The 19,253-nt window shown below is 66.0% G+C and carries 18 protein-coding genes and 8 pseudogenes; 11 read left to right on the plus strand and 15 right to left on the minus strand.

Annotated features, from left to right (window positions below; all coding sequences use genetic code 11):
- Positions 1–80: 80 nt before the first annotated feature.
- Both GVY39_RS27705 and GVY39_RS27710 read right to left on the minus strand, forming a co-directional pair.
- Positions 81–608 carry a hypothetical protein gene (locus GVY39_RS27705; RefSeq protein WP_159929673.1) on the minus strand — a complete coding sequence of 176 codons (528 nt, stop codon included), beginning with the start codon at positions 606–608 and terminating at the stop codon, positions 81–83.
- A gap of 54 nt (positions 609–662) precedes the next feature.
- Positions 663–1,114: pseudogene (locus GVY39_RS27710) on the minus strand (acyl-CoA dehydrogenase family protein); the annotation flags it as partial.
- 43 nt (positions 1,115–1,157) lie between these two features.
- Here GVY39_RS27710 and GVY39_RS34725 point away from each other — a divergent pair.
- Positions 1,158–1,388, plus strand: a pseudogene (locus GVY39_RS34725) (amidohydrolase family protein); the annotation flags it as partial.
- A 57-nt stretch (positions 1,389–1,445) separates the two neighbouring features.
- Positions 1,446–2,543 carry an acyl-CoA dehydrogenase family protein gene (locus tag GVY39_RS27715; RefSeq protein WP_370523830.1) on the plus strand — a complete coding sequence of 366 codons (1,098 nt, stop codon included), beginning with the start codon at positions 1,446–1,448 and terminating at the stop codon, positions 2,541–2,543.
- A 153-nt stretch (positions 2,544–2,696) separates the two neighbouring features.
- On the opposite strand, the pseudogene GVY39_RS27720 reads toward GVY39_RS27715, so the two are convergent.
- A pseudogene (locus tag GVY39_RS27720) lies at positions 2,697–3,077 on the minus strand (enoyl-CoA hydratase-related protein); the annotation flags it as partial.
- Positions 3,078–3,350: 273 nt separating this feature from the next.
- Here GVY39_RS27720 and GVY39_RS27725 point away from each other — a divergent pair.
- Genes GVY39_RS27725 through GVY39_RS27745 form a run of 5 tightly spaced genes read left to right on the plus strand, consistent with a single transcriptional unit; the run spans position 3,351 to position 5,474 of the window.
- Positions 3,351–4,004, plus strand: a complete 654-nt coding sequence (locus tag GVY39_RS27725) for a TetR/AcrR family transcriptional regulator (RefSeq protein ID WP_159929676.1) — start codon at positions 3,351–3,353, stop codon at positions 4,002–4,004.
- A gap of 44 nt (positions 4,005–4,048) precedes the next feature.
- On the plus strand, positions 4,049–4,612 hold the full coding sequence (locus GVY39_RS27730) for an acyl-CoA thioesterase II (protein ID WP_159929678.1): 564 nt from the start codon (positions 4,049–4,051) through the stop codon (positions 4,610–4,612).
- Positions 4,563–4,976 (plus strand): (2Fe-2S)-binding protein, encoded by a 414-nt coding sequence (locus tag GVY39_RS27735; protein WP_236565712.1) that lies wholly within the window; start codon positions 4,563–4,565, stop codon positions 4,974–4,976. Before GVY39_RS27730 ends, GVY39_RS27735 begins: the two co-directional genes overlap by 50 nt.
- A gap of 16 nt (positions 4,977–4,992) precedes the next feature.
- On the plus strand, positions 4,993–5,229 hold the full coding sequence (locus GVY39_RS27740) for an SRPBCC domain-containing protein (RefSeq protein WP_159929682.1): 237 nt from the start codon (positions 4,993–4,995) through the stop codon (positions 5,227–5,229).
- Positions 5,226–5,474: a hypothetical protein gene (locus GVY39_RS27745; RefSeq protein ID WP_159989364.1), complete on the plus strand. Its 249-nt coding sequence runs from the start codon at positions 5,226–5,228 to the stop codon at positions 5,472–5,474. Before GVY39_RS27740 ends, GVY39_RS27745 begins: the two co-directional genes overlap by 4 nt.
- A gap of 225 nt (positions 5,475–5,699) precedes the next feature.
- On the opposite strand, the gene GVY39_RS27750 is transcribed toward GVY39_RS27745, so the two are convergent.
- The 4 genes from GVY39_RS27750 to GVY39_RS35385 form a co-directional block, all read right to left on the minus strand.
- Positions 5,700–6,170, minus strand: coding sequence for a DIP1984 family protein (locus GVY39_RS27750; RefSeq protein ID WP_159929686.1), 471 nt, complete (start codon positions 6,168–6,170; stop codon positions 5,700–5,702).
- 89 nt (positions 6,171–6,259) lie between these two features.
- Entirely contained in the window at positions 6,260–6,622 is a 363-nt protein-coding gene (locus GVY39_RS27755; RefSeq protein WP_159929688.1) for a hypothetical protein, read from the minus strand.
- Positions 6,623–6,748: 126 nt separating this feature from the next.
- Positions 6,749–9,073 (minus strand): hypothetical protein, encoded by a 2,325-nt coding sequence (locus GVY39_RS27760; RefSeq protein ID WP_159929690.1) that lies wholly within the window; start codon positions 9,071–9,073, stop codon positions 6,749–6,751.
- Positions 9,074–10,057: 984 nt separating this feature from the next.
- Positions 10,058–10,216, minus strand: coding sequence for a hypothetical protein (locus GVY39_RS35385; protein ID WP_195072195.1), 159 nt, complete (start codon positions 10,214–10,216; stop codon positions 10,058–10,060).
- On the opposite strand from GVY39_RS35385, the pseudogene GVY39_RS35390 reads away from it, so the two are divergent.
- Positions 10,176–10,421, plus strand: a pseudogene (locus GVY39_RS35390) (hypothetical protein); the annotation flags it as partial. The gene GVY39_RS35385 and the pseudogene GVY39_RS35390 sit on opposite strands and share 41 nt — an antisense overlap.
- 113 nt (positions 10,422–10,534) lie before the next feature.
- On the opposite strand, the gene GVY39_RS27770 reads toward GVY39_RS35390, so the two are convergent.
- From GVY39_RS27770 to GVY39_RS27790, 6 genes and pseudogenes are all read right to left on the minus strand, one after another.
- A complete protein-coding gene (locus GVY39_RS27770) occupies positions 10,535–11,872 on the minus strand; it encodes a lipase family protein (RefSeq protein WP_159929692.1) in 1,338 nt (445 codons plus the stop codon).
- Between the two features lie 289 nt (positions 11,873–12,161).
- Positions 12,162–12,489 (minus strand): annotated as a pseudogene (locus tag GVY39_RS27775) (cytochrome P450); the annotation flags it as partial.
- A gap of 106 nt (positions 12,490–12,595) precedes the next feature.
- A pseudogene (locus GVY39_RS34735) lies at positions 12,596–13,013 on the minus strand (acyl-CoA dehydrogenase); the annotation flags it as partial.
- Positions 13,012–13,870: pseudogene (locus GVY39_RS27780) on the minus strand (acyl-CoA dehydrogenase family protein); the annotation flags it as partial. The pseudogenes GVY39_RS34735 and GVY39_RS27780, both read right to left, overlap by 2 nt.
- Positions 13,854–14,748, minus strand: a pseudogene (locus GVY39_RS27785) (acyl-CoA dehydrogenase family protein). The pseudogenes GVY39_RS27785 and GVY39_RS27780, both read right to left, overlap by 17 nt.
- Before the next feature lie 110 nt (positions 14,749–14,858).
- Positions 14,859–15,134, minus strand: coding sequence for a hypothetical protein (locus GVY39_RS27790; protein WP_159929694.1), 276 nt, complete (start codon positions 15,132–15,134; stop codon positions 14,859–14,861).
- 284 nt (positions 15,135–15,418) lie between these two features.
- On the opposite strand from GVY39_RS27790, the gene GVY39_RS27795 reads away from it, so the two are divergent.
- Positions 15,419–15,625, plus strand: coding sequence for a hypothetical protein (locus GVY39_RS27795; protein WP_159929696.1), 207 nt, complete (start codon positions 15,419–15,421; stop codon positions 15,623–15,625).
- A gap of 114 nt (positions 15,626–15,739) precedes the next feature.
- Here the strand turns inward: GVY39_RS27795 and GVY39_RS27800 are convergent, their stop codons facing one another.
- Both GVY39_RS27800 and GVY39_RS27805 read right to left on the minus strand, forming a co-directional pair.
- Positions 15,740–16,693 (minus strand): DNA polymerase domain-containing protein, encoded by a 954-nt coding sequence (locus GVY39_RS27800; RefSeq protein WP_159929698.1) that lies wholly within the window; start codon positions 16,691–16,693, stop codon positions 15,740–15,742.
- Positions 16,694–16,901: 208 nt separating this feature from the next.
- Complete coding sequence (locus tag GVY39_RS27805; RefSeq protein WP_159929700.1) at positions 16,902–17,090, minus strand: hypothetical protein; 189 nt, start codon at positions 17,088–17,090, stop codon at positions 16,902–16,904.
- 68 nt (positions 17,091–17,158) lie between these two features.
- On the opposite strand from GVY39_RS27805, the gene dpgD reads away from it, so the two are divergent.
- Positions 17,159–17,968: an enoyl-CoA-hydratase DpgD gene (gene dpgD / locus GVY39_RS27810; RefSeq protein WP_159929702.1), complete on the plus strand. Its 810-nt coding sequence runs from the start codon at positions 17,159–17,161 to the stop codon at positions 17,966–17,968.
- 148 nt (positions 17,969–18,116) lie between these two features.
- The gene (gene dpgA / locus GVY39_RS27815; RefSeq protein WP_159929704.1) at positions 18,117–19,226 is read left to right on the plus strand and encodes a 3,5-dihydroxyphenylacetyl-CoA synthase DpgA; all 1,110 of its coding nucleotides are present in this window, start codon (positions 18,117–18,119) and stop codon (positions 19,224–19,226) included.
- Positions 19,227–19,253: the final 27 nt, after the last annotated feature.

Consider the following 19,253-nt stretch of genomic DNA (forward strand, 5'->3'; position numbering starts at 1 on the left):
CAGTCTGCCAATACCCGGTCGGGACGTGATTCACCCCTTTCGGGTGAAAACCGCGCAGCGGCGACTATCGGGAATCTCGATCAGCGAGGATTGCGGCCGGGCAACGGGTGAGGCAGGAAACCGTCGGCGAAGAACATCATGGAGCCGCACCGATCACACCGGTAGGCATGCTGCTGGACGACCTGCTGCCCCAACTCGCTCGGGTGGTCGGTCATGAAGCCGGGATGTCCGGTGACGAAGCCGAGTATTCCGATGTAAGCGCGTTGCCGTTCACACCACGGACACCGCAGGTCCACGGCCTCCTGCCGGCGGCGAATCTCGTCTTCGGCCAGCTGGATTCGGCGATGCGCCTGATCGATGTAGTGCCGAGCTTCCGACACCGACAGTCGCCGCGGTTCGCTCCAGGGGCCTTCGTATACATTGTCGACGGCGGTCCGCAGGTGCGCGAACTCCGCTCCGGAACAGCGCACCACACGCGTCCCTCGCAGGCCGCCCTCGACGCGATAGGTGATTTCCGCGCGCGAAACACCTTTCGGCAACCCTTTGTTCAATTTCACCCGTTTCGGGTCATCCGCATCCGGCTTGAATTCGATCCCCCGGTCCGCCACACCACCACGATACCGCCCGATCCGGCATTTCCGGTCACAGGCGTCCGCGCGGATTCAGGACAAGCCCAGATCTCGTGCCACGATCATTTTCATGACCTCGCTGGTGCCCGCGTAGATGCGCGCTACTCGCGCATCGGTGTACAACCGGGCGATCGGGTACTCCATCATGTAACCGTACCCGCCGAACAGTTGCAGGCAACGGTCCACGACGCGGGCTTGGACCTCGGTGCAGAAGAGTTCGACGCGGGCGGCGTCCGCGCCGGACAGCGCGCCATCGACGAGGTCGAGCACCGCCCGGTCGACCATGGTCTGCGCCGCTTCGACTTCCGCGGACATCGCGGCCAGTTCGAACTTGGTGTTCTGGAACGACACGACCGGCATGCCGAAGTCCTTGCGCTGCTTGGTGTGTTCGACCGTCGCGGCGCTCGCGCCCGCGCCTGGGCGACCGAGCCGACCGCAACGGTCAGCCGCTCCTGGGGCAGGTTGTGGCCCAGGTAGCCGAAGGCCGCAGGCACCTGGCTGGTGCCGACCACCCGGCTGGCCGACGCCATGGACGTCTCGAAAGCCGATCCAGCGTTGCAGGCCAAGGCGGCCGAGATGTTCCCGAAGGCCCGCACCTCGGTGCTGGCCGCATACAAGGCGGGCGTGAAGATCGCGGTCGGCACCGACGCACCCGCGATTCCACACGGCCGCAATGCCGACGAGCTGGTGGCGCTGGTCGAACGCGGGTTGCCGCCGCTCGAGGTGCTGCGGGCCGCGACGCTCGCCGCGGCCGAGCTGGTCGGCGTGGCCGACCGCGGCCGTTTGGCCGAAGGGCTGCTGGCGGATGTGATCGGCGTGCCCGGTGTCGCCACGTTCCGGTCGAACCTGCGCGCCTGGCTGGAACGCAACGACCTCACCCCCGGCCCGGATCACTCGCTCGACGGACAGGTCGAACAGCTGCTGCGCGTGCGCCGCGCCTTGTACGACGCGGGCTGGATGCGCTACGGCTGGCCCGTCGCCGTGCCGGGTCTCGGTGGGCCCGCCGCGCTGCGTGCGGTGCTCGGTGAGGAGCCCGCCACCCGCGACCTGGCCGAACCCGGCATCTATTCGATGATCGAAGTGCTCGCGCCGACGATGATCTCCTACGCGCGAGCGGAATTGGCGGCCGTGATGGTGCCGCTGCTGCTGTCCGGCCGCGAGCAGTGGTGTCAAGGGTTCTCCGAGCCCGGATCGGGCAGCGACCTGGCCTCGCTGAGCACCAAGGCGACACCGCGCGGTCAGGAGTGGGTGGTCAGCGGTCAGAAAGTGTGGACCAGCCTGGCCCAGTACGCGGCTCGATGCGTGCTGCTCACGCGCACCGGGCCCGGCCACGACGGCATCACCGCCTTCTTCGTGGATATGGACTCCCCCGGGATCACCGTCCGTCCGTTGCGCACCATGCACGGCGTGGACGAGTTCGCCGAAGTCTTCTTCGACGAGGTGGTGGTGCCCGCCGATCGCATGCTGGGCAAGCCCGGCGACGGGTGGCGGGTGGCGATGGATCTGCTGCCCTACGAGCGCTCCACCTGCTTCTGGCACCGGATCGCCTACCTGTTCACCCGGCTGGACCAAGTGCTGGAGCAGACCGCGATCGCCGACGACGCCGAACTCGGCGCCGCGTACCTGGCGCTGCACACGGTGCGGTGCCGCTCGCACGCGACCCAGCGGCGCCTGGCCGACGGCGCCCGACTCGGGCCGGAGACCTCGGTCGACAAGGTGCTGCTCGCCGCCGCCGAGCAGCAACTGTTCGACACCGCGCGCGATCTGTTGCCCGGCGCGGTGGAACTGGCCGACTCGCCGTGGCGCACCGAGTTCCTCTACTCCCGTGCGGCCACGATCTACGGCGGAACCGCGGAGATCCAGCGCAATATCATCGCCCGCCGCCTGCTGGACCTGGGTAAGGAGTCACCGTGACCGAATCCCTTCCGGACCGGGCGGAACTGGACCTGCTCACCGAGACGCTGCGCAAGACCATGGTGGCGGCCACGGGGCGGGATCTCGACGCTGCTCTGGCCGGACTCGGCTGGCCGGACCTGCTCGCGGAGTGGCCCGATATCGCTGTGCCGCTGCGGCCACGATGAGGTCGCACGGCCAGCACAGCAGCAGGCCGCCCGCGATGCACCGGCCCTGCACCGCCGCGATGGACGGTTTCGGCACATTGTGCCAGCGCAGTGAGTACTCCAGGTACCGGCGCGACTCCAGTCCGTAGATGCGGTCGAGGGTGATCTTGCTCGGGTCCGGCCACGACTTGTCCTTCAGATCGTGTCCGGAGGAGAAGTGTTTGCCCTCCGCGCGCAGCACGATGACCGCGACATCCTCGTCCTGGGCGGCGCGAACCCACGCGGCGTCGAGTTGGTCGAGCAACTCGCCGTTCTGCGCGTTGGCCGCTTCGGGCCGGTCGAGGGTGATGGTGGCGATCCGGTCTGCGACCTGATAGCGAATGTACAAATCGAGCTCCTCGAGTCCGAGAGAAGCCAGGCGCGGGCCCGGCGACGATGACGCGCCGAGGTGCAAGCAGGGCGACGGGAGCGGCGTCAGTTCCATCGCGGCGCACCTCCTTCCCGCGTCGATGCGTGAATGACTGTGAGAATACCATTCTCGACACTGGAAATGATGGTCTCAACAGAAGGTCGGACACGGTGACCCAAGAACCCGATGACACACCGTTCTCCGATACAGTGCATTCATGTTCTCTTCATATGACCGAGGACCGAGGCGCCCGTGACCAGCCCGAGCGAGAAACCGGCCTGGAAGCAGCGCGCCGTCGAGCGCTCCCTCCGCACCGCGAAGTTGCGCGCCGAGGAGCGCGTGCAGCGGTTCCTCGACGCCGCCCAGGCGATCATCACCGAGAAGGGCAGCACGGATTTCACCGTGCAGGAGGTCGTCGACCGCTCGCGACAATCCCTGCGTAGCTTCTACCTGCAATTCGACGGCAAACACGAGCTGCTGCTCGCCCTGTTCGAGGACGCGCTGAGCCGCACTTCCGACCAGTTGCGCGCCGCCGCCGACGGCCAGACCGACCCACTGGACAAGCTCCAAGTGACCGTCGAGCTGTTGTTCGAGCTGTGCAGGCCCGATCCGTCGGCCCAGCGGCCGCTGTTCACGGATTTCGCGCCGCAACTGCTGATCTCGCACCCCGACCATGTGAAGGTCGCGCACGCGCCGATGCTGGCGCTGTTCACCGAATTGATGGATCTGGCCAAGCAAGCCGAGCAACTGCGCCCCGAGGTCAACACCCGCCGGACGGCGGCGATGGTCATGCAGACCGTCATGTTCACCGCGCAGTCGGCGGGATCCTCCGACGACGAGACGCAGCATCCGATCACCGCGTCGGAAGTATGGCACTTCTGCGCGCACGGCTTCGCTCGCGGATGAGAATTATGTTCTTCTATACGAGAATCCAGCTTACACTCGGGCGTATGCCCGATCTGTGGAGTGACCTCGTCTCCTGTCTCGACTTGTCCGCGACGCCGTCCGGTGACGACGCCGACGCCCGATTCGAGGGCCGCAACCTGCGGTTGGCCTATAGCCGGGTGTTCGGCGGCCAATTGCTCGGCCAGTTCGTCCGCGCGGCCACCGCCGGCGTCCCGGACAAGTCGATCAAGTCCCTGCACACGGTCTTCGTCCGCGAAGGCCGCACCGACGAGCCGATCCGGTATCGGGTGCACTGTCATCACGCGGGCCGCTCCTTCGCCACGCTGTCGCTGATCGCCGAGCAGTCCAGGGGCGTGGTGGCGACCGCATCGGTCTCGTTGCACGCCGAGGAACAGGGACCGCAGCGACAGACCATCGCGGCCACGCCCCCGGTGCTGACCCCGGAGCACAAGGTGGAGTGGGACCTGCTGCCCTGGGAGACTCGCGCGAGCGTGGATCTCGACGATCTCGGCACCGCAGCACCGGAATTCGAGTTCTGGATGCGCACCCCGGAGGTCGATCCGGCGCTGGCGCCCGCGAGGTCTGACCGGTACCCATCTCGGGTGTGAGCACGGCGCATGCACGATCATGCTCGACGGGCAGGCGGTGCGCGCCTGCCTGGTGTTCGCCGTGCAGGCCGACGGCGCAGAGCTCACCACCGTCGAGGGCATCGCCGGACCCGACGGCGAACTCTCCCCGGTGCAGGCGGCATTCCGGGATCACCACGGCCTGCAGTGCGGATTCTGCACCCCCGGCTTCATCGTGTCCGCCACCGCTTTCCTGCGCGAGAACCCCGACCCGGCCGAGACCCAGATCCGCGAGGCCATCTCCGGCAACCTGTGCCGGTGCACCGGGTACCAGGGCATCGTCCGAGCGGTCCGCGCCGCCGCCGATTCGCTGAACGCCGAGACGCCGACCGCGGGGCAGGCGTGAGCACCGAAGGATTGCCATGAAACTCGACAACACGTTCAACATCCCCGTACCGGCCGCGCAGGCATGGCAGGTACTGCTCGATCTGGAACGCCTCGCCCCTTGCGTCCCCGGCGCCGCCATCACCTCCCGCGAGGGCGACGACTTCCACGGCAAGATCAAGGTCAAGCTCGGACCCGTGGGGTTGAGTTACAACGGCGTCATCAAGATGTTCGCCCTCTTGCTCCGTAGACGCTCCGCGCGATCGGCGCCGTGATGTCCCGGCCCGCCCAGGCGATGCTCGCGGGACGTCCGCGTCGGAAAGCGGTCGCGCGGACGCCCCGCCGCATCCGGCACATCCACATCGAAACCGGCGGCATCTCACTGGATTTCCAGGCGTGCGCCGAACAGATCGCGGACCTCGCCGCCGAGCTGGGCGCCCACGGCGGATTCGTCATCACCGTCGACGACGACGTCCGCCCCGACCTGCCTCCGCTGCCGTGTGGCGAACTCTGGGAATGACGCGCGGTGGAGTGCCCCGTACCCGCCCTCGTCGTCACGGATCTGCACATGGTGGTGTGCTGTGTGCTGTGCACCGTCTCTTGTGCGCGGTGCTGGGCTGCGGTGTGAGAAGGGGAATCGAACCCCTCGCACTGCCCATCGTGCGCCGGAGAGGTGGCCGAATATCCCGTCGGCCATCGGGTGCGTGCACGCCTCCGCGATGACTACCTGCTCCACTTCCTCGTGTCAGTCCAGCAGTTCGACCTCCCAGTTGGAGCGCTGAATGCGCACGTCGAGTTCACGCAGTTCCCTGGCGAGCTGATCGGCCTGCGCGCGCAGTTGCGCGACCGGCAACGCCGCGAGCATCTTCAGTTCCGAGCGCAGCTGACGCGCGTACCCGGGCTGCCCCTTGCCAGCGGCCGCGTCCGCGGCGGCGGTCACCAGAGAGTGCCGCAGGCGCAACGCGTCCCGGCGGGCCAACGCGTCGGTCAAGGTGGCGTCGGCTTCGATCCGTGCGGAGGCATTGGTGCGATTGATGCGCCGCATCAGCGTCTCGTACTCACCGAGCACCTGGTCTGCCTCGGCCAGCAGAGCCGACGCGTCCTCGGCCGGCTCCTCCCCTTCCTGGAAACGAGCATTGCTCACGATGCGAGCGCGCAACTGCTCGATCCGGCGCGCCGAATCCGCGCGCAACGCCAACGCCTCCGCCAACTTCAAGTCCCCTACCTCCGACATCGACTCCTGTGGGTCGAGTATCGGTCATGCCCCGACCAGGAGTCATGCGAATTGATTTCAGGTCTCGGCGGTCAGTGCGGCAACATGTCCGTCCAAGTTCGACCGGCCTTGGACGCCAGGTCGGTCTGCTGATAGAGACGCCCGTCCGGGCCGAGGTAGTTGCCGGTCCGCGGGTCGTATCGCGCGATGCCGATCGATGGTGCGCCGGCAGGTGCGGGAGCCGACGCGGGAGCGGCCGGTGCTGGTGCGCCCGGTTCCCAGCGCGAATCCGGTGGAACGCCTTGTCCTTCGAGGCCAAGGTCGCGCGGATAGGGGCCCAGCAGCGGCTGTTCGGCGGCCAGGGGCTGGAATTCCTCGTCGCTGTTGCACAGTGCCGCGGTCGCCGCCCGCTTGCCGGGGAGGTTCGCGCACGGGATGTTCCGTGCTCCGCGCACAGCGATGCCGGAATCCTGAGGAAGCGTGCAGTACAGCCCGTCCACGAAGAGACGGGTGATGTGGGCAGACTATCAAATTCTTTTGCAATATTGCCACTTGGCGATCACCCAGTCCATCGAAGATTATTAGTTTGTCCACGGCCCTATATTGGTACCTGCTAGCCGCAGATCGACATATACGGCCCTGTCCTTGCGCCGCATTGCTTCCTCACGGACGGCTTGATCGTCCGGGTTTCGGTAGTAGCGTTCTCCCGCTTCGAACAGATCCCGGGAAAGCCGGTATGCTATATATCTGCGAGTGTCCTCATCAGCTTTCGCAAACCTTTCCGGAGTTACGACTCGCTGGAAATCATCGAACGTCGCGTAGCTTCGTCGCACCGTGTCCCGGACCAATGGATCGGATTCCCAAGCTGCATCGCTGCGGTTGCGCATGGGGCGGGGAGTGAGGCGGTGGAACAGAGCTGCGGATTCTGCAAATTGGGCATTGTGGGCGTTTCGCTCGGCGACGCCGTACGGCCGGGAATTCTCGGCCAAGTCCAAGGCAGCGGCAACTCTTTTCAAGGGACCGTATTCCATCGGGTTGTCTTCGGCGGACTGCATGGTCCGGGCATGCGCCTCGGCAGCCCATCTTCGCATCTGGCTGGGAAAATGTGCCGTGGCGAGGGCGCCCATGGCGTCTGCACGGTCGGCACCGAGGTTGAGGATGGTCGTCATCGCTGCCGCAGCGCTTCGCGCGTTGATGCCGTCGAATTCGTGCACGGAAGCCCTGGCAGCCGCATCGTGCGCATTCTTTCCCAAGGTAAGTCGCGCCATCCAGCTCCCGGCGGCCCGCTGCGGTACGTTTCCTCGAAGCAGTTCATAATTCAGGTAATTCATATCTTGCATGCGGCTCGAGTAGTAAGTCAGCGGCGATGGGCGGCCGAACATGAAAGACGCGACGGGGTTCGCGTTGAATTCGGCGACATCGCGTAGTGCCGTTCCCAAGGCTCGGCCTGGTGACAGCGAATAGCGCAGGCTCGCCTCGCCGATCCCCGTGGATGGCCCGCCAGCCGAGGCCGGCCTACCTTCGATTGCCGCACGGATCTTTTCGGCGATCCGGCTCTGACCTCCGAGCAGGTGGAGATCGAGGCGTCGCAGCAGTACGAAGCCCGCGATCACCACGACCCCACCGACGAAGATCACAGCCATACCACTGTCCGGCGCCGATCTGAAGACATGGTCCAGTACAAGGGCGTAGCAACCGAGGTAGGTGGTGTAGACCACCAGAGCCCCGGCATCGCCGACCATGTCGACCAGGTTGCGCACCAGGAATGCCTGAGTAGGGCCGTATATAAACCCCCCCGCGGCGAAACCGAAAATGGCGAGGATCGCGTGGAAGATCGACGAGAGTGCGGCGAGGAAGATCTTGATCGAAAGGTAGGACATGAACAGCAAGAGGATTGTGCCGAAAGTAAGAAGTATCAGCCCGGTGCCGACCTGTCCCGCGCTCGGATTCGTGATCTTGGCGTGGGCGTAAGCGTCCCCGCAGTCGCGCATCCCGCGCGCGACCTCCGATTCACTGCCCGCCAGGATTCCGGACGACCAGGCCGCGCGACATCTCGGCGAATCGTCGATGACATGACCGAAATTCCATATCTGCAACGGACGTCGAGCGAAATTGTCGGCCAAGGTGCCGTTCAAGTCCGCGACAATGACTCTCGGGTCCGGGCTGGAGTCGCCGCTGAGCCCCGCAGCGACCGAGATCCCGACGTCGCGCGTCTGGGCCAGCAGGCCGTTCGACGACAGCGCAGCGGCCAGCGGGTGCGCCAGATAACCGACGCCGACGACGGCAACCACCAGCATGCAGACCACCTGTAGTGCAGCCTTGGCGTAGTACCCGCGAACGACGAACAATGCCACGAAGAATGCGCCGATCGAGGCCGCCACGGTCATCATGATCGGGGTAGCGATTTGATCCCGCAGGCCGTCGGCGAGTGCGTTCAACGGGGTGCCGAGCCAGTCGAGCCAGCGAAAGCTCACCGCGAAGCCGGTCAGCCAGATAGCACTGATCACGACGACTATGAATACCGTGAATAGCAGGTCCAGCACGCTTCCAAGCACCGCGTCTCGCGGGTTGAGAATGCCGCCTTCGGTGGCGAACAGATAGTGCGACAACGGAATTCCAGACGAATCGCGGACATTCGTCCACGCCACTCCGTCGATCGCGGACGTGCTCCTACCGCCGGTAGCCGTGTCCGTTCGGCCGACGGCAGCACCGCCCGGCAAAAGCAGGATCACCAGCAGAATCAGTAAGCCGGCGACGAGGCGGACGGTGATGCGTCCTGAACGGGTGGCGATGACCCAGATCCGACATCGTTGACGGACGGCCTGCGGCGACCAGCGCATCGGATCCAGTACCTCGCACACGCGAAGACGGAAGTCCGGATCGAGCTTTGGCAAGAACTGTCGCATGCGACTTCACCTCGCGCCCCTGAAATGTCAGGTTACAAATCGGTTACGTCACCGTTGACACACCCATTTAACGTACCGTTACTTGTCGGCTCAATGTACCGCGGCGTAACGGAAACTTTCGGCGGTGGGCCAGATCGCTGCGATACAGGCTGAAGTGGACCGACGAGTGCCCGACCCGCAACCTCTTACCCCCGACATGCCGTGGCAGCACCCTGCGGAATTGCCATCCGACAACGACCGCTGGCAGCTGCTCCGTCGTTGCCTGACTGACAACGCAACCCCCCTTGACATATTCGAGCGGCCGACGCGTCGATATTCAATTCGGAGGCGATCCGGCGAGTGCGAATCTGCCCCCTTCGAGAAGTAGGAGGCGGAGGCAGATGAACCATCCGACGGATGACGCCGCCTCCACCCGGTCGCCGGGCTTCGTCGCGGTGTACCGAGATCGTCGACGCCTCCGGCGAGGACCGGAGCAACGACAACTTTCGGGCCGCCCCGATACGGGGTCTGTTGAGGTCGAGCGTCCGGAGCAGCATGGTGAGGTTGCCCGTCACCCGCACCGTGCAGCTGCATTTCCCGCCCGCTGTCGATCGAGATGGGGCTCAGCGATTGGAACGAAGTCGCTTCCCTTATCCCGATGGCTGGCCTCCGGTTCAGCTCGTGAGTCGCGTCGCCACGGTCGGCGATATTGATCACCTGCTGACGATCTGGTCTGCGGTGGGGTTCGGATGCGTTCGCCACGCAAGTGTGTCGCTGGTTCCAGCGCGCGACCGGGCTGCCCACCGCCCGCGTCGAAGTGCAGTCGGCGTTCCCGGCCGCCCTGGTATGGGCATCGAAACCTCTCCGACTGCCGACGCCCGCCCCATCGCCACCCCACCGGCCCGCCGCAACGGCGACGGGACCGCGGTGTTCACCTGGAACACCATCAGTCCGCTACAGCCCACCCGCTACCGCACGGAATGGCGGTTGCGCTCACACCGAGCACTACACCCGGGAAAGTAAGGTTTGCTGCGCGGTCGTGCTCGACACCCATTCACGGCGGGTGGTCGGCTGGTCGATCGACTCGACCCAAACCGCAACGCCGGCCACCAACGCACTCGGCATGGCGATCTCGAACCGATCACCGACCTCGAGCACGATCATTCACGATCTGTCCGTGCTGGAGACCCAGGTCCTCGGGCTCACCTATTTCCCGGTCTCGTTCTTCGACGCCCTCGGCCGCCCCTTCCGTACGGAACGACGGCGCAGCGTCTCGGGTGTCGCCACCGCGTCCGACGGCTTGGTGGCGGTGGGATGCGGCACCGCGCAGCAGTGGTTCGACCTGTGCGCGTTGGTGGGGCACCCGGAACTCTCGGGTCGGCACGAAGGGGCACGAAATCGTCTGGGACGAAAGGCCAAGACGCGCGAAAGCGCGGTCGGGCCCAGCGTTTCGGGGCCCGACCGCGCTCTGCGCAGGCGGATTCAGTCGAAGGTGCAGCCGGAGACGGGCTTGCCTGCGAGGCGATCGAGCAGGTAGGTGATCGCGTTGTCGGGGCCGAAGCCGTCGATCATCTCCGGTCCGAAATGGTTCGGGATGGTCGTGCCGGGCAGGATCGGTGGCAGCTCGTTGGTGCGGAAGGTGACCGTGGCGCCTTTGGCACACCAGTCTTCGGCGAGCCGGCGGGCCTGGCCGTAAGGGACGGTGTCGTCGTTGAGACCGCTGGTGATCAGAACCGGCGTGGCCGGGGTCAGGTTGCCGATGCGCAGTTCGGCCAGGGCGGGAGCGGCCTCGGGCAGCTCCGCGAGATGTTCGGTGAGCGAGCGGCCGTCGTTGGTCAGCGAGTTGGTCTTCAGGAAGGGATGGCGGGTGATGATGTCGCCGATGCATGCGTTGCTGAGGGTTTCGAGCATGGCGCGTCCTGCGGGACTGGTCACCCGGTCCAGGGCCTTGTGCAGTTCGGGGTAGCGCGCGAGCAGACCGTTGATGGCGAATCCGATGGCGCCGCCGATGAGAGCGCCGTCGATGCGTTCGAGGATCGCGGCGAGATCCGCGACCGGCCCACCCGCCCAGGTGCCCTTGAGATTCAACTCCGGCGCATACTCCGTTTGCATCTCGGCCGCGGCCGCCGTCGCACCGCCACCCTGGGAGTAGCCCCACAACACCACTGGCGTCTCGGGTGCGGCGCCCGCGAGTTTGTGCGCCGCGCGAACCCCGTCGAGAACGGCGTGCGCGGCTTCGATCCGGTTGGCGTAAGTGTGAATGCCCGGTGTGCCCAAACCGATGTAGTCGGTCACCAGGACACGGGCGCCCAACCCGCTCCACACCGCCGAGGCCGGGAGTTCCTGGTTCGCCGAAAGCCCCGGCGACGGGTCGGTGAACACCGTCATTCCGGTGGAGAACGCCACCGACATCGCGCAGCGATCACCCTGACCGGAGGTGCCGGGACCGATGACCACCGTCGGGCGCGGGCCCGGACCCTGCCACGGGCCAGTGGCGTCGATGAACGTCCCGGTCACCGCGACCGGGGAGCCGTCCTGCAGCCGCGAGGTGTACATGACGTGCTGCGCCTTGCCCGGCCACCCCTTGTCCGTGGGCACGGTCGCGAACAGCGCCATCGGCGCGGTCTTGATGATCGCCCCCGGCTCCGACGGAATCTGGGCGGGCGGGAGATAGAAATCGCTGACCGGGGCGGCCGCCGCCTCCCTGGTATCCACCCCCACCACGGCTACCGCGGTGGCGCAGGCCACGGCCACCGCCGCCGCCACCGGAACGGCCCACCGCCGCCACCTCGACCGAGACTGTCCATGCTGTCGCTGCATCGATGACTCTCCATGACTTCCACCCGGCCCCTTCGCCGGAGTGATCCGAGTCGCGAAAGCTGCGGAGCATGAGGCTCGTCACAGCTGACGGACGACAGCAGAGTAACACGATTACTGTATATGAACCTACGTGGTGTCAGAACTGTGCGTCGGGCGTCCATCCGATGAACGAACACCGGGCAGCCGGGTGCGCATGCGGCGGCTGCCCGGCGGGTGCTGATCGCGTGCCGGACATCGAGACGAGCTACGAGTAGCACACAGCGCCTCCCCCGATACGCGGCGCGAAGCCCTACCAGCTCACTGGCAGCTCGTACACCCCGTAAGCGAGGCGGTCGTGCTTGAATTGCATTTCCTCGAACGGGATCGCCAAGCGCAGGGAGGGAATCCTCCGAACCAGCGTCTGGAACATGATCTGCAATTCGGCCCTGGCCAGTTGCTGCCCGACGCACTGGTGCGGGCCGAAACCGAACCGGAGGTGCTGGGCGGCGGGCCTGCGCAGATCCAGCCTGTCCGGCTGCTCCCATGCCTTCTCGTCCCAAGTTGGCCGGAGCGAGGTCGAAGATCAGGCCCTCGCCCGCCCGGACGGGTCTCCCCGCGATCTCGCGATCGTGCGGTGCTGGCGACCACCTTGGACCACGAATCGGTCCGAGCCCTCGGCGCCGGGCTCGGATGCGGAGCGATCTCGTAATGCCGCAGCCACCTTGCTGGCGCGATTTCCCGCCGAGCGACGTGCAGGAGCGGATCGAAGACCGCGACCCGGCGCGCGGTGACCCGGGCGGCGGGCAACACGAACACTCCGGCGCCGGTGGCGACCGCCAACCGCTCGGCTCGGTCGCCGTCGAGCACCTGAGCGGTGCCGCTCAGGATCCACTCAGAGCCGTCGCGGCGAGCCGATACGCCCTCGAACACCGCGGTCGCGGCGGTGGCGCTGCGCGTCACCAGCCGGTGGCGCGTAGTGGGTCATCGTGGCCAGGTACGGGGTCGGATCGGTGACCCGCCCCAGTTCCTCCAGCACGATGGTCAGCTCCACCATCTCGCACGGATCGGTGAGCGAGGTCCATCCTTGGTCGAGATAGACATTCCACAGTAGGGCGGAATCCGCGCCACGCTCGGCGATGTCCCTGATCAGCGCCACCGGACAGGGCGTGCGCGTCCATGACCAGCTTCGCGTACGCGTCGCGGTCGAGCACGCTGCGCGGCCGGAAGTCTCCGAGCAGATCCTCGAGCCGGTCGGCATACCCCAGCCACAGCAGCGTGCGTTCGTGACGAAGCGAGCCGGTGGCCACCGACCAGCCCTGATTCGGCGCGCCGACCAGGTTCTCCGCGGGCACCCGGACGCCTTCGAAGTAGACCTCGTTGAAGTCGAGGTCGTCCGGCGAGCACACCGAGGGGAACGGTCGTCTCGTCACCCCCGGCAGGTCGGTGGGAATCAGCAGGACGCTGATTCCCCGATGCTTCGGGGCCGCCGGATCGGTACGGACGAAGGTCAGCAGAACGTCGGCGTCGTGGGCGCCGGAGGTCCACACCTTCTGCCCGTCCACCACGTACTCCTCGCCGTCGCGCACCGCGCGGGTGCGCAACCCGGCCAGATCCGAACCCGCGCCCGGCTCGCTCATTCCCAGCGCGGCGGGTGATCTCCGCCCGCAGGATCGGCACCGCCCAGCGGCGCTTCTGCTCCTGGGTGCCGAACGACAGCAGCGAGGCCGCGACGATCCCGACGCCCTGCGGATTGAAACTGTGGTAGATCCGCCGCTTGGACAGCTCCTCCAGGTGCACGTACTGCTGCAGCACCGTGGCGTTGCGGCCGCCGAACTCCGGCGGATTCGCCGGGAGCAGCCAGCCGTTGTCGAACAGCAGGCGCTGCCAGCGCCGCGCCCATTCCGGCACACGCGCGCCGGACCGGGAGCGTTCGACGGCCTCGGTCGGCAGGTGTTCGGTGAGAAAGGCGACGAATTCGGCGCGGAAGGCCTCGACGTCGGAATCAAAGGTGAGCTGCACGGTACTCCTCGGCGATGAGCGCCCGATGCTCGGCCGCGCCGCCGAGCATCAGCTCGCCGGCCTTGGCCCGCTTGAGCGCGAACTGTAGGTCGTTCTCCCAGGTGAAACCCATGGCGCCGAACAGCTGGATGCCGTGGCGGAAACCCAGCGCCTGGCACTCGCCGCCGAGGCCTTGGCCATGGACGCCGCCATCCGGCGTCGCGAATCGTCCTCTGCCAGGCACAATGCGGCGAAATACCCCAGCGCGCGGGCCCGCTCGATCGCGATGTGCATGTCGGCGGCTTTGTGTTGCACGGCCTGGAACGACCCGATGATCGCGTCGGATTGGCGACGGCCGCGCTTCGGTCGCCACCGGTGACCCGCACGCCCGCGAAACGAACCTCCGCGACGTGCAGCACCGGATCGAATACCGAAACCCGGCCCGCGGTCACCGCCTCGGCAGGCACGACGAACACACCGGCATCGGTGACCGCGGCGAAACGCTCCGCCCGGTCACCGTCGAGAACGTGGTGGGCGGTGCCGTCCAAACGCCATCCGCGGCCGTCAGGCCGGGCGACGACGCCGGAATAGACCGCCGTGCACGGACTCTCGATCCTCCCCGCATCCGGGACGAGTGGGGCGAACTGGGACATCGACGCCAGAAAAGGGGTGGGGTCGGTGGCACAGCCGAGTTGTTCGAGCACAATGGCCAGTTCGACACTCGGGGCAGGATCCGTCAGCTCGGTCCAGCCGATGTCGACGTAGGTCTGCCACAAGGAGCCGGGTTCGAGATCCTTGTCGATGATGTCGCGAATCAGAGTGGGTGGGACCTGCTTCGCCGTGACCTCACGCGCCGTTTCGCGCAATAGTCGCTGGTCGGCGTCGAACTCGAACAGCATCTGGACCCTCTTCCCTGTCGCTGGCCGCCTGGGCGCAGCATCGCGTGCACCATGCAGCGAATTTCATTCTCATTTTGGGAAGTAGAGATTCGATGCGCCGGGCGGCGGAGTCAGCCGGTGTGCGCCTCGGATACCTGGCTCGTCGCCCGCGCGAGCGCCGCGTTGACGTCACGGACGAAAGCCAGCAGCGTCCGCAGTGTGGCGTCGTCCTCCGGCAGACCTCCGTCCAGCGCCGCGAGTTCGCCGAACAACGGTGCCACCGCCACCTCGGCCCGGACCGCCACGAGTTCGACCGCCGAATGGAGCACCACCGTCTGGGTCGTATGCCTGCGCATCTCGTCCCGCAGCGCACCTAACGTCTGCTCGCGCGTGCCCGGTTCCGCCATCGCGGCTCCCTCGCTCCGAGTCTCTCTATCATCGAGACACTCTGCACGCGAGAATAACTTGGAAGCTGACCTCGTCATCGAGTCCGCGTTCGGCCCATCGACCGCTCCGAGGGGTGCCCACTCTCGGAACAGACCCTTGCGAAACGCCTTCGACAGCGAGGTAATCGATGACAGCGGGTCCGTATCCCCGCGCCGCCGCCGGAGCGAGAACCGGCGGCCGAAGTATCAATCAGCAGCCAATCCGCCGGGGACAGACCCCGGCACCGACGACAGCGAGGCTCGTTATGACCAAGTTGCGTGCGACGACGTCAGCCCTGGCGCTCGCCCTCGGGATCGCCATCGGTTCGGGCACCGCCACGGCCGAACCGGTGCTCGCTCCGGCAACGGAGCAACGACACGAAGCCATGGCCGGATTCTCGGCCCCACCATGCTTGCCTTTGATCCTCCCGCCCGCCGTGAACGTTTCAGCGTTCCTGATCTGCCTTGCGTGATATTCGCGCGCCGGAACCACCAAGGCGCTCAGTCAGCTCAGCGTCGGGTGAGCGGCCCGGCGTCGGCGTTCGCGCGGGCAGGTGCGGGCGCACCGTCGTTCGATCCCGCACAGATCATTCGCTCCGCCGCGCCCTGGCACGTCGTTTGCCCTCGTGCATGGCCTGCACCCGGGCCACTGGGATCGTGTGTCCCTCCTCGACCAGATCCGGAGGAAGCTGCTGCGGGGCAGGCATCTCCGACTGCCATGGATCGTTGTCGCCGAGCAGGTCCGGTACGGTCCGCACAGTGAAATCAGCCGGCGTCACCTCGTCGAGGTCCGACCAGCGCAGCGGGAACGACACAGTGACGCCCGGACGGATACGCGGACTGTAGGCGGCGGCCACGGTGGCACCACCCGCACGGGTGGCGTCGAGAAAGACCTTGCCGTGACGGTCCTCCCGGATGAACGCCGTCGTGCCGACCGACGGATCGATCCGCTCGGCTCGCGCCGCCACGGCACGCGTCGCCGCGGCCGCGTCCTCGACATCCATCCCCGGGACCACCGGCACGAACACATGTAAACCCTTGGAACCACTCGTCTTCACCGCCCCGGACAACCCGTCCGCAGCCAGAGCTTCCCGGATCAGCCGGGCACCTGCCACGGCGTCGGCGAAGGTCTGCCCCGGTGAGGGATCGAGATCGAGCACGAGATGTGTGGGTTCCGGCACGGATTCCGCGAGGAACAGAGTCGGGTGGTATTCCACCGCCCGCTGATTGCCGAACCAGATCAGGGTCCGCAAGTCGTCACAGAGAGCGTAAGTGATCTCCCGCCGCGAGCTCTCCGCCCAGACTTTCGTCCGCGCCACCCACTCCGGCGTGTACTTCGGGAGATTCTTCTGCATGAACGGCTCCTGCCCCGGCCGCACCCGCACCACCGAGAGCGGCCGTCCGCGCAGCACCCGCAGCAACCGTTCCCCGGCGAACTCCAGATAGTCCACCAGATCCCGTTTGCTCGCCCCGGCCTCGTCGAACAACGGCTGATCGAGATTGGACAGTTCGACCCCGTGACACAGCTCGCCTCCCGCCATCGCTCCACCCTCCCCCACCACCGGGCGCCGGTCAATCACCGGGGATGTGGCGGACTGGTTTTTCCCACTCTTCCACGTTCACCCAGCTTCCGACGCTCGAGCTGGGTGAGCGCATGAACGGCTGGAGGTACGGGTGGTTGTGGCTGCCAGGAATGCAACGTTCGTGACGTGCATGGATTTCCGCTGCTCCGCACAGTTGCCAAAGGCTTCAAGCTGCATACGCTTCGCTTCCGGCAATGATTGCGGTCGCAGCTTCGGGTACATTCATGTGAATATCCACCGAAGCCTGATTACGGCGTACAACAAAAGCGATATACCCAGAAACCGTCGAGGCGATCAGCCGCGAGCCGGGCAGTTCGACATACCGATACCGGATCCGCCTCGTCGCAACCAGCACCTGATCGACCTCGATGGCCCGAGTATCGCATAGGTTGCCGACCGACGCGGGAGCAATATAATGTCGCCATGGATTTCCAGACCATCAGCTACAGAAAAACTTCCCGAGTTGCGCACATAACTATGCAGAGACCCGAAGTCCTGAACGCGATGAATTCGAAAATGCATGAAGAATTGAGCGTGGTCTGGAATGATTTCGAAGCGGACCCCGAGACTCGGGTTGCCGTCCTGTCCGGCACCGGCGACCGCGCTTTTTCCGTGGGACAAGATTTGAAAGAGTCGGGGGCGAACACACCTACCACATTCGGCAGCTACGGTAAGCCGGGCTGGCCGCGCCTGACCGAGCGCTTCGAGCTGTCGAAACCGATCATCGCCAAGGTGCGCGGATACGCCCTCGGTGGCGGCTTCGAATTGGCCCTGGCTTGCGACATCATCGTGGCCAGCACCGATGCAGTGTTCGGCCTGCCGGAAGCCACCCTTGGCCTGGTACCAGGTGCGGGTGGCGTATTCCGGCTGTCCCGGCAGCTCCCGTGGCATACCGCGATGGGGCTGCTGATGAGCGGTCGGTCGCTCGCCGCACCGCGCGCGTTCGGGCTGGGACTCATCAATGACGTTGTGCCACCGGATGAACTCGATGCCTGCGTCGCAGGCTGGATCGCGGATATCGTGCGGTGCTCGCCGTTGTCCGTTCGCGCCATCAAGGAGGCTGCCACAAGAGCCGAAGGCAGGCCCCTGGAGGCCGCGTTCGCCACCCGTTACCGCTGGGAAGAACGCCGCGCGGCCAGCCAGGATCCGATCGAAGGCCGACTCGCGTTTCGCGAGAAGCGCGAGCCACGCTGGCAAGAAGCGCTGCCGGACGACCATCAAGACCATCCCTGACCCGAGTTCACCGATCCGCGGCCGGACCCGGCCCGATCGAGCGTCCCAACAGTGGGCAGACCACGCCGCCCCGAATTGCCCGATCGGGCTACGCTGCCCGAGCGACTATCGGCTGATTCCGGCCGGGTCCGAGGTGTGATTCAGGGGAATGGATGTTATACACAGTGGACCTCGCGCAACGGGCAGGGAGCGTGAATCGGTGAGTCCGTCTGCGCGAATTTTCGGCGTCGGAACAGCGGTTCCGCCCACATCCTACTCTCAACAAGAATTGCTCGACAGCTTCGGCATCACCGACTCACGTGTGCGTTCTCTGTTTCTCAACGGCGCGATCGAACGACGAAATTTAACCTTGCCGCCGACGCATACCGATGGCGGCTTTACCGAGGAGACTCAGCGCCAGCTACTCGAGAAGCATCGAACAGCCGGTACCGAGTTGGGGCGTCACGCACTCCTGGCCTGCCTGCAAAAGGTCGGCGCGGCAGCGGAGGACATCCGGCACCTGTGCTGTGTGACCAGCACCGGCTTTCTCACCCCAGGTTTAGCGGCCTGGCTTGTCCACGATCTGCCCATCGATCGCCACTGCCACCGACTGGACGTGGTCGGCATGGGCTGCAACGCCGGCCTCAACGCACTCGCCTCGGTATCCGCCTGGGCCCGAGCCCATCCCGGTGAGCTGGCGGTGATGGTCTGCGTGGAGGTATCGTCCGCCGCCTACCTGCACGACGGCACGTTGCGGTCCGCCGTCGTCAACAGCCTCTTCGGCGATGGCGCCGCCGCCGTCGCCGTCATTGCCCGACCGACCCAGGAAAACAACTCAGCACCCTCGATTCTCGGATTCTCCAGCACGATGATTCCCGAGGCGATCCACGCGATGCGCTACGACTGGGACGACAGTCACGGAAAGTTCAGTTTCTACCTGGATCCGGACATCCCCTACGTGATCGGCGCGCACGCGGAACCGAGCGTGGATCGGCTGCTCACTGAATTCGCCCTACGTCGCTCCGACATCACGCACTGGATCGTGCACTCCGGCGGTAAGAAGGTCATCGACTCGATCCGACTGAACCTGGGACTCAGCCGGTTCGACCTGCGACATACCACCGGCGTCCTACGCGACCACGGCAATCTGTCGAGCGGATCGTTTCTGTTTTCGCTCGAAAAATTATGCAATGAGAACACCGCGACCGCCGACGAGTTCGGTGTGTTGATGACGATGGGTCCTGGGACCTCGATCGAGATGGCTCTGATTCAGTGGTGACGGACGAAGACCGAAGGGCACCGGGTG

It is taken from the genome of Nocardia sp. CY15, assembly GCF_009829295.1.
Classification (GTDB): Bacteria; Actinomycetota; Actinomycetes; order Mycobacteriales; family Mycobacteriaceae; genus Nocardia; species Nocardia sputi.